Source organism: Variovorax sp. LjRoot175 (genome assembly GCF_964253805.1).
Lineage (GTDB): Bacteria > Pseudomonadota > Gammaproteobacteria > Burkholderiales > Burkholderiaceae_C > Variovorax.
Genome location: NZ_CAXURY020000002.1, coordinates 634246 through 647343, shown reverse-complemented (window position 1 = coordinate 647343; position 13098 = coordinate 634246). Strand labels below are relative to the sequence as shown.

Annotated in this window: 9 protein-coding genes; 3 read left to right on the top strand and 6 right to left on the bottom strand. The window is 63.3% G+C overall.

Annotation, left to right across the window (positions count from 1 at the left end):
- Positions 1 to 56: 56 nt before the first annotated feature.
- Both ACSQ89_RS33110 and ACSQ89_RS33105 read right to left on the bottom strand, forming a co-directional pair.
- Positions 57 to 1016, bottom strand: coding sequence for a hypothetical protein (locus ACSQ89_RS33110; protein WP_436292854.1), 960 nt, complete (start codon positions 1014 to 1016; stop codon positions 57 to 59).
- Positions 1017 to 1278: 262 nt separating this feature from the next.
- Complete coding sequence (locus tag ACSQ89_RS33105; RefSeq protein WP_436296018.1) at positions 1279 to 2637, bottom strand: IS701 family transposase; 1359 nt, start codon at positions 2635 to 2637, stop codon at positions 1279 to 1281.
- Between the two features lie 231 nt (positions 2638 to 2868).
- Between ACSQ89_RS33105 and panD the strand changes: the two genes are divergently transcribed.
- From panD to ACSQ89_RS33090, 3 genes are all read left to right on the top strand, one after another.
- Positions 2869 to 3264 (top strand): aspartate 1-decarboxylase, encoded by a 396-nt coding sequence (gene panD / locus ACSQ89_RS33100; protein WP_436296869.1) that lies wholly within the window; start codon positions 2869 to 2871, stop codon positions 3262 to 3264.
- A gap of 591 nt (positions 3265 to 3855) precedes the next feature.
- Positions 3856 to 4203 (top strand): hypothetical protein, encoded by a 348-nt coding sequence (locus tag ACSQ89_RS33095; RefSeq protein WP_436295762.1) that lies wholly within the window; start codon positions 3856 to 3858, stop codon positions 4201 to 4203.
- On the top strand, positions 4125 to 4862 hold the full coding sequence (locus tag ACSQ89_RS33090) for a transposase (protein ID WP_436296868.1): 738 nt from the start codon (positions 4125 to 4127) through the stop codon (positions 4860 to 4862). The genes ACSQ89_RS33095 and ACSQ89_RS33090 overlap by 79 nt, the downstream gene beginning before the upstream one ends.
- A gap of 167 nt (positions 4863 to 5029) precedes the next feature.
- Here ACSQ89_RS33090 and ACSQ89_RS33085 read toward each other — a convergent pair whose 3' ends face one another.
- Genes ACSQ89_RS33085 through ACSQ89_RS33070 form a run of 4 tightly spaced genes read right to left on the bottom strand, consistent with a single transcriptional unit; the run spans position 5030 to position 13097 of the window.
- Positions 5030 to 5425, bottom strand: coding sequence for a hypothetical protein (locus ACSQ89_RS33085; RefSeq protein WP_436295764.1), 396 nt, complete (start codon positions 5423 to 5425; stop codon positions 5030 to 5032).
- Positions 5426 to 5432: 7 nt separating this feature from the next.
- Positions 5433 to 9362 (bottom strand): DUF6531 domain-containing protein, encoded by a 3930-nt coding sequence (locus ACSQ89_RS33080; RefSeq protein ID WP_436295765.1) that lies wholly within the window; start codon positions 9360 to 9362, stop codon positions 5433 to 5435.
- The gene (locus ACSQ89_RS33075; protein WP_436295766.1) at positions 9359 to 10900 is read right to left on the bottom strand and encodes a hypothetical protein; all 1542 of its coding nucleotides are present in this window, start codon (positions 10898 to 10900) and stop codon (positions 9359 to 9361) included. The genes ACSQ89_RS33080 and ACSQ89_RS33075 overlap by 4 nt, the downstream gene beginning before the upstream one ends.
- Positions 10901 to 10907: 7 nt before the next feature.
- Positions 10908 to 13097 (bottom strand): type VI secretion system Vgr family protein, encoded by a 2190-nt coding sequence (locus ACSQ89_RS33070; protein WP_093110292.1) that lies wholly within the window; start codon positions 13095 to 13097, stop codon positions 10908 to 10910.
- Position 13098 lies beyond the last annotated feature (1 nt).

Here is a 13098-nt window from a genome sequence, read left to right as displayed (position 1 = left end):
TCTCCAGTCCTGGCTGTCTGTAGTCGCTGAGTTGCGGCTGGACACGCGGCGGTTCACTATGGTTTACCCGAGCCGGCGCCGGTGCCCGCCGCTGCGGCCGCAGCGGCGGCGGCGGCCCGGGCGGCTTGGCGCGCGGCCTCCCGCGCGCGCCGACGCTCGGCCTCTTCGGCCAGGCGGCGCGCATAACCCTCGGGGTCTGCATAGGGTTCCCATTCGGGATGCCGCGCCAGCTCGGCCTTGGCCGCCGCGCGGAAGCTCAGGTCGGCGGCTGCACGCGAGCGCCACAGCGGCAGCAGCGGCAGGCGCAGCGCCGGTTCGGTGCGCAGCCAGGCGGCCACATCGGTGTAGGCGATCTCGCCGAGCGCCTTGGGCGCGACATTGCGCTTGGCGAACTGCTCGCCGCGCGCCGGCAGCCGGTCGCGGAACTGGCGCGGCACCTTGGCCAGGAACTCGGGCGCGGCGCGCCGCGCGACCGTCGGTGTGGCACCTTCACGCCGTTGTGCGAAGTCGCCGCCGGCCAGTTGGGCGATCGTCTGGGCGCCATCGCGCAGCGTCAGCTTGGCGGCGCCGCTTTCGACGAACACCTCGTACTGCGCGCCGGTCGTGTAGACAACGGTGTTGGCGGCTTGCGTCGCGATCTCGAAGGTGGGGCTTGCGTAGCCGAAGGTCCCGCTGCTGCTGGTCTTGAGCCAGCCCTGGAGCAGATACAGCGGCGGCGCCGCGAGCCCCTTGCCAACGCGAGGCCGCATCATCAGCCGCGTCGATTCACCGATACCGACAAGGACGCCCCCGGGAAGTTCGATCTGGGCGAAAGCGCCGGGCGCTGTCTCGATGATGTCCTGCTCATTCAACGCCACGCCCTCGGCCAGCGTGTAGCGTGTGGTCTGGCGGATCAGCGTGGCGGCGCCTTCGACGATGCCGACGACGCTGGCAGATTGCGCCCAGGCCAGCGACGACGCGAGCAGGCTCGCGATGCACAGCAGGAAAGCCCCGAACGATATCTTGGTGAGCCGCAAGACGTAACTCCCTTGGCATCATTGAATCTGGTTGTCAACCAATGTGACAGCACCATGTTACCCAAGTCCCCCCGCGCTGCGTTCGTATTTTTCCGAACTGAAGTACTACATCAGAGGGGGTAGTCCGACGTCGATTGCGGCGCTACTCGAGTCGCTTGCCATCGCGTCCGCCGGCTCGGAGAATTCCTTCCTGCACCTAGTCTTACTGTGTTAGATATTTGGTGCTGGTTGATGCCGAAGACAACAGGGACACCGAGGCAGGTTACGAGCCAGCAGCGCGCCGATACGCAATCGCAAGCTCGTGATGGAGGATGGGACGTGGCGCTGCGCCCTCTGGGCTTCCCCGAGGTTTGTAATGCGTGGGTAGGGCAGGCTCCTGGCGTGCGGAGTTTTTTTTACCGTCGATCTCGGCGGGGTGCTGCAGCCGTTGCGCAAGCAAGAAGCCGTAGGCGGCAATGCTGAGACTGGCGTGATGATGAAAGCCGCGCCAGCCTCGGCCTTCGTACTGTCCGAGGCCCAGGTCCTGCTTGAGATCCTGGTAGTCGCGCTCGATGCGCCAGCGCATCTTGGCCTCATAGACCATGCGCTCCAGCGGTGTGTCTTCGGCAAGCGTCGACAGCCAGTACTTCAGCGGTTCGTCGTGGCCCTCGGGCCATTCGATCAGCAGCCATTGCGGCTCGCGCAGTTCGCTGCGCTCCTGGTCGCGATGCGCCGCACGTACCCTCACTCGGGCGAAGTGCGAGCGCAGCTGAGAGTTCGTGCCCTCGCGCCAGGTGACTTCTTGCCAGTCGTCGGGCTCGATGTCGAAGGCCACGTCCTTGACCGTGCGGGGCCGGTGCTTTGGGGCGGTGGCATCGCCGTGGCGCAGCCGCCGTGGCACACGGCCCCTGCCGCTGTAAGGCTTGGGCGGCAGGGGTTCGTGCCCGGGCGGCCACACCGTGACGCTGCCTGTCACCCCCACGACGTAGCGCAAGCCAAGCTCGCCCAGGCGTTCGCGAAACGCCGTGTCCACGCCGTAACCCGCGTCGGCCAACACGCAGTGCCTCGGCGCCCCCTGGGCCAGCAGGTGTTCGATCTGCTGCAGCGCGATTTGAGGCTTGGTGGCGAACTCGAGCGCTTCGGGCACGCGGGCCTTCTCGCGTCGGGCCGGGTCGTCGGCCCACTCCTGGGGAAGGTACAGCTGCCACGCCACCGGAATGCTGGCCGCCGCGCAGGCCAGCGACACGCTCACCGCCACCTGGCAGTTGTCCTGCTTGCCCAGCATCCCGCAGTATTGGCGCGCCACGCCCACCGAGTGCCGCCCCTGCTTGGGAAATCCCGTGTCGTCGATGATCCACCAACCGCCGTCGCTGAAATCCATCAACGGCACCACCCACTGGCATACCCCCAGCAGCATCTGCTCGTCCGACCAATTCGCATCGGCCACGAAGTGGTGCAGCGACTGGTGGCGCGAACGCACATTCAGCGGGTCCATATGCGCCGCCATCGGCTCCACGCTCTTGCGCTGCAGCGGCGACATCAGCCCCGTGGTGTAACCCCGCAAGCCCGCATGACGGTCGGAATGACCCAGCCCCCCGCTCAGATGGGCCATGTAGCGCTCGAATTCCTGTAAGTCTTCCATCAAGGTTCACCCTTCTCCTGAAGAAGTGCGCATAATGCCTTGATTTCGCTCAAATTACTAACACAGTAAGACTAGGAGTCCGCGCGGCAGAAGTTTTTCTGCGCGGAGGTGAACCCCGCGTTGAGTTCGTGCACGGCGAGGAAGCGTTGGCGCTGCGCCTTGGCTGATGCTGAACGTCCCGGACAGGGTCTACTTGGCCTGCCAGAGGCGAGAGGCACACGTGCCCCCACTATGGGGGCCTCATCTGACCATCTCCACCGCGCCACCGTCACCGATTGCGAGCTTCACTACGAGGGCTCCTGCGCCATCGACGAAGACCTGCTGGAGGCGGCCAACCTGGCGGAGAACGAGCAGATCCATGTCTGGAACATCAACAACGGCGAGCGCTTCGTGACTTACGCGATCCGCGGCCAGCGCGGCAGCGGCATCATCTCACTCAACGGCTCGGCCGCGCGCCGGGCCTCGCTGGGCGACCTGGTCATCATCGCCGCCTTCGGCCTGGTGCCCGAGGAGCAGGTGCGTGGCCACCGGCCCAAGCTGGTGTTCGTGGACGAAGCCAATTTCATCAAGGAAGAGCGCGCCCACATCCCGGTGCAGGCCGCCGACGGCGAAGCGTTCGCGGCCTGAGCGCGGATTCCGCGGCGTCCGGCCGCTCCCGCTTCCGCGACGCCATCCCCCTGCACGAGCTGTGTGGGCTAGAGGGCAAGGCTTCGAATACCGCGTTGCGGCTGGATACCGCTCGCCAATAAGGCTCAGGAGCCGGCAGCGGCGGTGTCGATGAACCTCAGCAGATCATGGAGCCCCGGCCCGAACTCCTGCGTGTCGACTCCCGCAAGGAGGACCAGATCACCAGGTGCCAGATCCATGTCGCCCCCACGAATCGTCCTCACAGGGAGCTTTCCATCCAGTGCGTCGGACTCCCCGGCACACAACACGACGATCGCGCATTCGTGGGGCGCGTTTCGGCCCATGGCCAGGTCGCCACGTCGAAATGGCCGCCGCTCACCCTCCCTGCGGAAACGAAGTCTGGGTAGCGCCATCTTGGTTGGGGAGGGATGGGTTGGGGTCATGTACGTTCTTTGGGGTCAAGTGCAGCCGAAGTCTCGGCTGCATTCAAGCGAATGGGAATGCGCCAAAGGTCGCGCTCCAGACGGTCCGCAAGTTCGGAGTCGCAGCTACCAGAACCTCCAGAACGGCCGCCCCGCGCATGAGACACGCATGCTCGCCGATGTCGACCGCGCGCGCCAGGCGACGAAGCAGCTCGAGGGCGACCTTTCAAAGGAGCAGCAGCGCCGCGTGCGCGGCGAGGAAGCCGCGGCCGAACTGCTCGACGCTGAGCGTCAGGCGCTGCGCGATGTACAGCAGTCTGCCCAGCAGACCGAACGCGCCCTGCGTGATCAACTCGCCGCCCAGGGCATCGCACTGGCGCAGGCCCAGTCGCAAGGTTCGGCGCTGCAGCAGCGCCTGGACGACCTCCAAGGCGCTGCATGCGCAGCCGACAGTTGCCCGTCCATCGCATGCTCGACGATGGTTCGTACCTCAGTGCCATCTATCCCACAGGCGTGAGCCGCAGCGAGGCGATGAGCCAAGCCATCGTCGTGCGTGTCATCGAATACGCCTTGCCGGGACTGGCCGATGCGCAGCCGCGCTACCGGCTGTTGACCACGATGCTGGACCCGGAAATCGCACCGGCGCTGGACCTGGCAGCGGTGTACCACCAGCGCTGGGAAATCGAGGGCGTGTTCGACGAGCTCAAGACGCACCTGCGGCAGAGCCGGCGCGTGCTGCGCAGCAAGACCGCGGAGCTCGTACGCCAGGAGTTCTATGGCTGGGTGCTGGCGCACTACTCGGTGCGCTGGCTGCTGCATCAGGGCGCCACGCGGCATCGAATACCGCATGCCGAGCTGTCCTTCACAGGGCATGTGCAGCTGCTTCGCCGCGCACAGCCCCGCTCCGGGGCATTTCCCCCAGCGCGCCCGAGGCGTCGACGACGATGGTTCAATGAACTGCTCGAAGCTTGCGCCCGGATCCGCGCCACGCGCACGCTGAACAAGCGCTCGCCGCGGATGCTCAAGCGGCGCCACTCGCCTTACGTGTCATACGATCGCCACGCACCGACGCGCGTGCCTATGGATTGCACTCCCAAGATCATCGGCCCGCCTGGGACACGACCCAAACCAGCCGATTCCCACATACCGCGTCAATTCAGAAGCTTTATGCCCTAATAGAATAGTATTGGCTCTTGATGATGAACTGGAGGTCAGCCAAGGCCATGCTTTTTGTGCCGGGGTCGAATTAAGGCGAATTGGGAGGTGCGGCTTTGCATGGTCGCCTTAGGTCGGCCTGCTGCCCCTGCGCAAGTTGCTTCAAATCCACAAACGATAAAACATCATCACGTGAATAGAACACTCTTGCCTGGGCTCAACGCCTTGAGCGCGTCATCCAGCTTGTCTAGCGGGAATCGCATGGCATTCGCTGGGTCGAATGCCACGCGCTTGACTTGTCCTTTAGCTTGCACCGGCTTGATCATCAAGTAGCCGTTTGGGTTGCGCGCAGCTGTGAGGAAGCTCAACAGCGCTCGGCGCAGCCTGTCGCCATCGCGACCTAGCGAGTCATTCGTGAAGCGAAAGAAACGATCCGAGGCGACTCCGTCGGTCAAAGCAATCGCAACGAGCTCATCGCCCTCGCCTACCAATTGAGCCTTGACGGGAAATGCATGCATCGCGTTGGGAACGGGAGTTCGTTCAATGCCACCGCCAGTACAAAATGCAATAAGTATCAGGCTCATGCATATCCTAGTTCGGATAGAAGATGTGCGAGGCATTCGCGTGCTGCGCCGGATGATAGTGCGGCAAGAATTGTGGCGGCGGTCCATGGGGGCCGTGTCTCATCGGCTTGCCCACCAGCGCTCGTTTCGCAAGACTGGCCGCTTCGCTTGCCGAGTCCGCAATCACGTCCAGCCCGCGGCGAATTCGACCCAATGCCTGTTTTTGGGAGAGTCGGCGCCCTCGAACCACGCCTCGCGTCGGATCTCGGACCGCAACGTAGCATTTTAGTCCGGTGGGGTCTATCCAGGCTAGGCTGTTCGGCCCCATCGAATAGACGTTCGGGCCACCGTCCAACCGAAATGGATCGACGGAGGCAAACATTCCCGCCAGAGGGTCAAAGTATCTGTTGCGGTTGTAGTGCAGGCCGGTTTCCGAATCGAAATACTGACCTTGCAATCGGGTCAACGCAGCGAAGGCGCTCACACCAGAGTCGTCGACATATCCCCAAGTGCCGGGATTGGCAGTCCACCGAATTCCCCCTTGATCGTCCAACAGGCGAGTTGGACAACCGTTGATTGTTACGCCATAGTGAAGTGGACCCAAATTGATCGCCTCGATGCAAAGATATATGGGTTCGAAGCTTTCGGGACGATACATGGTTTCCGTTCTTCTGATCGCATCACAATCAAATGCCATTGCATCCGCATCCCATCCAAACCACCTCCGATCGCCATTCGTCTCTTTGAACAGTCGGCGCCCCAATGGATCGTATCCATAGAAAGTCACATTCGCGCGCTGATCCGTCGTGCGCCTGCTCGCGATCAGGCGCTGATTGGCATCCCAAGCCAGGTCCAGCCGAACATCCCCGTCCACCTTCTTCGTCAAATTCCCCGCGCGGTCGAGTCGATACTGAACCCCCATGTATTGCCCTTCGCGACGCCAACCGTCTCCCACTCCCCAGACCTGCCTTAAAGGCTGTTCCGATTCGACGATTTGCGTCAATAGTCGGTCGCCCGCCGGATCGTTGAAGAATCGATTTAGCTGTCCGTGGGGATCGAAGTGCGCCAGGATGCGTCCCATAGGGTCGTATATGTATCGATTCACACCCAAATGGCTATCACTCGAAAGTGTCAAGTTGCCGGCGGCGTCGTATTCGTAGCGGGTCACAAACACTGCATTGCCGTCTTTTTCCACGGTCTGTTCGGTAATCAGGCCGTCGGCGTTATAGCGATAGGTGCGCGTCAGTCCCGGCGCGAGTTCTTCGGTGGAGATCTGGCCCAGTGGGTCGCGCTGCACGCTCGTTGGCGACGCACCATCGATGTAAACGCCGCATGCCTGATCGAGCAGGTCGTAGGAATACTCGGTCACATGGCCTTGCCCGGCGCTGCTGGTTGTGCTGCGCTTAACGCGGTTGCCAGCTTCATCGTAGGTGTTTTCAATTGTGAAGTTCTGCCCCGTCGTATGTGCCTGCACCTCTTTCAGCAGCCGGCCTTCTCCGTCGAGCTCACGCCTTACCGCGACATGCGCGTTGGCTGTTTCTATTAGGTTGCCGTTGGCGTCGTAGGCAAAGGTTTCGTCCCACGGCTCTTCGGCTCCCAAGGGATCAGTCATCGTCTTCCTCACGATGCGCCCAAGCGGGTCGCAGTCGTAGGCAACCCGCCGCCGCAGCGGGTCCTGGCTCCACAAGAGATATCCGCTGTGGTCGTAGCCGTAGTCACGTGGCTGGCCCCAGTAGTCAACTTCTTGGACGATCCGTCCGAGCGGGTCGCGCTTAAGGTGATAGACCTCGCCACGCTGGTTGCGCACGCCGATCAGCCGCTCTTCGGTGTCGTAGAGGTACTCCACCTGGTGGCCGTCGGGCTGAATACGGCGAGCGACCTCTCCTTGGCCGAAATACTCCAGCCGGGTGATGGCGCCGTTCTCGTCGATGTACTCGGTGAGGTTGTCTTCGGCGTCATAACCGCACTGCACCACCGATCCCGATGGCAGCTTCACCGCGATCAGCCGGCCTTTGGCGTCGTAGCGAAACTGGGTGCGACGGTCGAGCGCGTCGCCCTTGGCCACGAGGTTGCCCAGCACGTCGTGAGCGAACAGCGTGGCATGGCCCAGGGCATCGTTGATCTGCGCCAGTTGCCCCTCCGCGTCGTAGCGCAGTTCGGTGCGTGCGCCGCGCGGATTGACGAAGGCCAGCAACTGGCCGTGGTGGCCGTATTCATAACGGCTGACATATCCGAGTGGCGATACCTGTTGCAGCAGCAGACCTCGGGCGTCGAAGCGCTGCTGCCACGCGGCGCCGTTGGGGTCGGTCACCGTCACGGGCTTGTCGGCCTCGTCGAACACGGTAGCGATGACCGCGCCATCGGGGCGCACCAGCTTCAGCAAGTTGCCGCGTTCGTCGTAGGCATACTCGGTGCGGCGTCCGGCCGGGTCCACCACCGCGGTGGTGCGTCCGACGTCGTCGTATTCATAGACCGTCATGCCGCCGAGCGGATCGATCTCGGAGATCGGCAATCCACTCTCGTCCAGCTTGACGATCGAAACATGGCCCAGCGAATCGGTGATGCGGCGCTCGTTCAGCGCATCCAGGTATTCGAATCGGTAGTCGTACAAGCCGCCGTCACCCCAGGCGTGCGCCACGCGCCAGTCGACTTCGACAGGCCGGTCGAAATCGTAGTAGAACGACAGGCCGTTGCGATCCGTATGGCGCACCATGTGATGCGCGTCGTAAGCGAAGGTGTATGCGTTGTCCAGCGCATCGCGGACCACCACCAGATCACCTTCGACGTCATGCTCCAAGCGGATGAATGTGTGACGCCTTTCTGTCTCTGGCAGGTACAGCGCAACCTCACGGATGAGGTTGTTTTCCAGGACGATGTCGATGCGCCGGCCCGCCGATTCATTGATGCCAATGAGGCAGCCCTGTCGACGCTCGAACTCGAGCCAGTTGCCGCAGAGATCGGAGATGCGCCCGAGCGCGAGCTCCGGCCTCCCCTCGGCGTTGGCAGCGACCAGCTCCTTGGGAAAATGGTAGATGCGGTCTTCCTTGGTCCGCACCCGGAATTCGGTGCCGTGGTCGGTCAGCAGTGCGCCGTCCATTAGCTCGAGCTCGGCCCCAGCCTCGCCTTGCGCGATGGGCAATTGCGCAAAGTGGAGCGGGCCCACGCCCGGATAGTGCATCGACACGCCGTCTGCATCGATCTCGATGCGGCCGTCGGCGGGGCTCTCCCAGCCGTGCCCGCAAAGGCCCCTGCGGCGATTGCCCGATGCGTAGCTGCGCGTCCACTGGATCGGAATACGCCCGGGAAGGGTGAAGTCCTCTTGCTCAATCGAGACCTCTCCCGTCAGGATGTTCACGGGCTCGGCGCGCAAGATCAGGCACTTGAGGAAGCCGGGCTTCATGTGCCCGAAAAGCTTCTGCCGGATGCGCTTGAAGAACTTGGACTTCAGGAACTTGCCGAAGGCCGCAAAGCCGAGCTTCGACGCCATGCCCATCAGCGAGATCGTCGGCGGACCACCGACGAAAACGGTGGTCGGGATCGCGAGATTGAAGGTCGTCGGAAGAAGCATCAGCTTCTTCCCCTTCTTCTTGAGCCGCGGCGGGCTGATCATGCCTGCCACCTGGCAGCCCAGCACCGGCACCCCGATGAACGAGAACGGATCGCCATCCGCGACCACGGTCGCGCTGCCCATAAAAAGTTCGTCATCCTTGTCGGGCAGCTTGGGCGCGAATGGGAAGCCGGGCGGGATATGCACCACTATCGCATTGGTGCCTGCGGTCGCCCGCTTCATCCCGCAGACGGTGACCGTAGCGCCAAGATACGGCACGTAGTCGAACGGGTCGAACACGATCGACATGTGCGGCGTCGGCAACGGCACGGGTGACGGCGAGGGCGGCACGACGCACAGATGGATGTCCACGCCAAGCTGCGGATCGCCGTGTTTGGCTGCGGGCATCATGATGCAGCGATTCCGTCGATGCACGCCGACGCGCCTGCCCGCGGAGCGGCCGGCAAGGCCAAGGCGGTCCCCAGCGGCCACTGAGGTCCAATCAGCTCGCGCGCATAAGAAAAGATGTCGACGAACTGCTCATTGCCACCTGCCGCCACTGCGTCGAGTTCTTGCGCGGCCTCTCGCCCGCCATGCTCAATTTCGCGTGCCAGATCCTTCTCCACCGCACGAAACTGTTCGGCGTCGCTGCTGTTCTCGAGGTCCGCCGCCCGGGCTTCGGCGGCTGCGCCCGACGCCTCGACACGCGCATCGAGCCGCTGCTTGATGCCTTCCATCAGGCCGACGCGCTCGGGGTCGATGACACGAAGCAAATCCATCGCGGCAAGCGGCAACGTGGTGATCGCGCGCGCATCCGGCTTGAGTCGCTCGCCGACGCTCAGCGCCTGGAATCCACGCTCCGTCGCAAGCTCGCTTTCGCGCACGCGCGCGTGACAAAATGCACCCATGCGAAGCGCTTCGATCGCGAGAACGAGGTTGGGGATCTGCTGGGCGATGGCGGCCGCCTGGTCATAGCATTTCGCGGCCTCGGGCACGGCGCCCGCGGCCAAGTGGACGCCGGCCTCGCCGAACCAGGTCTGCAGCACAAGTTGCCGGCCGACCGGGTGGCCGACAGCCGCCGCTTGCAGCGCTAGTTGGCGGGCATGCCGATACACCTCGGCTGATTCATCGAATCGTTTTTCCTTGAGCAGCGCGCCCGCGAACAGCATCGAGACCGCCACCTCCTGGTCGGCCCACTTCTGCTTGCGGGCGAACACGACGGCATCCGCTGCCTTCGCCTTGACCTGGTCGGCCGATCCTTTTTCGACCAGCGTGACCAGGCCGATCAGGTAGTTGCGAAATACGCCAACCGGGCCTGGCACCGCTTCTTGCGCAAAGGTTTCCTGTGCCGTGGCCAATGCGTCGATCTTCGGCGCATCGACATACGTGAGTTCGCGCGCCTTGGCACTCAATCCTGCGAGACGCGGCGCCTCAATGGAATCGATCACGGCCAGCCTCAAGCGTTCCGGTGGACCGGCATCGAGCGCGCGCGACAGCCACGATGCCCAGGCACGATCGTCAGCAACGCTCTCGGGCATCAACACGGCGACTAGATGGCCGATGTGCGCATGGTGTCCCGAGCCGAATGAACGGAGGCCACCCAGGAATCCGCTCGCGGAATCGGGGTAGTCCTGCGGATCGAACTGCCAGTCGGCGGTGATGCCCTGCGCGTCGAGCGCTTCGCGGCTGGCCTCGTACTGGCCCGCGAGCGCTTGCTTCAACGCCCGGGCATACTGGATCGAATTGGCGAAAGGTGCATCGAACACAACGAAGAGATCCCCCGTTGCATATTCCGATTCGTGCTTCTGCGCCTCGAAGAAGCACTGGAGCATGCGCGTGGCGCTGTCTGGCACCTCCCAGACCAGGAGGCGCTTCGACTGGTCGGCGCGGAACGCCTCCCAGTGCTGGCGAAGGTCGACAAGACGACGCTCAACGGGATTGAGTGCCATGACTGCACTAGCCGTTGAGCGAGATCTTCGGCCCGCTGATCGCGACTCCTGCGGCATCTACCTTGATGGTCGAGCCGGCCGAGCTGATGGTGATGGCGCTTGGCGTGATTTCGATGACGGATCCCGCCACCGCGAACTTGAGCGATGCTTCGGAGGTGTAGGTACCTGCCGCGCTCGCGTGAATGTCGAGCGTGGCGCTGGCGCTTTGCTTGATGGGCCCGGTAACGGTCATCTTGCGTTCGCCAGTTACTGTTTCGTCGAAGCCAGCCGTCACGGTCAGCTTCTTGCCGGCCGTGATCGTGGTGTCCGACTTGCCGTTCACCGTGCTGGTCAGGCCGCCGCTGATCGTGCTTGTGGCGCCGCCCGTGATCGTTTCCTTGTAGCCTGCGCTGACCGTGATCTCTTGCCCGGTGTCGATCGTCTCGGACAGCTTGCCCTTGACGTGCATGGTGCGGTTCGCATCGACGTTCAAGGCATCGTCGACAATTACATGGTCCGTGCGATTGTTCTTGACTGTGGTCGTCTGGTCATGCTGAACCGTCGTATTCATGTCGTACTGACCATGAATGGTGATCTTCTCCTTGCCTGCCGTGTCGTTCATCGACATCTCGTTGTAACCCTTGCCCTTGTGCGTGTTGGTCTTCAACCCACTCACGACACAGTCGCCCGGCAATGAATAGGGCGGCATGTTGTCGCCGTTGTAGACCTTTCCGACAATGATCGGCCGGTCCGGATCGCCTTCCAGAAAATCGACAATGACCTCTTGCCCGATGCGCGGGATGCTGACCGAGCCCCAGCCTTTACCTGCCCACGGCTGGGACACCCGGATCCAGCAGGAGCTGTTCTCGTCGTGCTTGCCATACCGGTCCCAGTGAAACTGGACCTTCACGCGGCCGTGCTTCTCAGTCCAGATTTCCTCGCCCTGCTTTCCGACCACGATCGCCGTCTGGGGACCGGGCATGGTCCTGCGCGCCGTCAACCGTGGCGGTCGCCACGGCATGTCCGACGGCATGACGGTCAGCAGAAACGCGCTTGTCCCACGCGGTCCAAGGCGCAGCGTCGGGGTGCCGGCGATCAGATCCTCCAGCACCGTGCGCGAATCGGCATTGACGGGATCATCATTCAATGCTTCCTGCAGCACGCTGCCCACCGAGCGCTCGGGCTCGACCATGTCCAGGCTCTCATAGCCGGGGTGGCTGACCACGAATGTGCAAGCCGCGATGATGTAGTCGCCGTCGCGCGTTCCGTCGGGGTCGCCTTCGAATTTGAAGCTTCGTCCGGCCGCGACGTCAGGCCAGCCGGTCAGGGCCCAGTGACGATGGCGACGGCCGACCAGTTCGTCCAGCCGCACCTGTGCGATGTTGTCGGTGTCGTCGCCGTCGTAGTAGCCGCCCGGAAATTCGAAGGTCTCGAGGTCTGCGAGCTCATGCGTGTCGGGATCGCCCTTGTCGGCGCTGAGTTGCTTGGTGATGGCCTTGAAATCGCTGTCGCGCGAGGCGAACTTGCCGGTATCGAACTGATGCATGCTGACCCAGCGCGCGATCTCGTTGAAGCGCGCCTCGCCCCCGGACTCGGCAGCGAAGGTCAAAGTGTCGGTCACCGGCAGCTTCTCATGTGCCATGTCGCTCGTGTCCGACAGGTGCATGGTGCCGGGGCTCTCGTGGGCGTCGAACCAGTAGTAGATGCCCTCCTCCTCCATCAGGCGCGAGAGGAAGCAGTAGTCGCTCTCCTGGTACTGCACGCAGTAGCGGTGTGGCGCATGCGTCCCGATCACGTTGTCCGATTTGGTCTTCTTGAAGCGCTTGATCGGACTGTCCTCGAACACCGCATCAAGGACCTCGAGCACAGGCATTTCCTGCAGGATGCGGGAGTTGCTGCGCTTGGTCAGCAGCCAGAACCACGACCGCAGAACGATGCGGTACTCGAAGAAGCGACCGACCTGCGTCGCGCGCGTGAAGCGCACCGCATGCCCGTGGCAATGCCGTTCGTGCTTGCCGCCGTCCGCATCCTCGAACTCCATGGTGACGTCGAACGCCCGGCCTAGGATGTCCCCCGCGGCGATCGCCCTGTTCTTGGAGAGAACCGTGAGTTCGTACATCGAAGGCCGGGCCAGCGCCTCATGCCCGATGACGCGCCAGAACATCAAATCGGCGCTGGCCGGCGAATCGCTCTTGATGAGGAACTGGAGGTCAGCCATG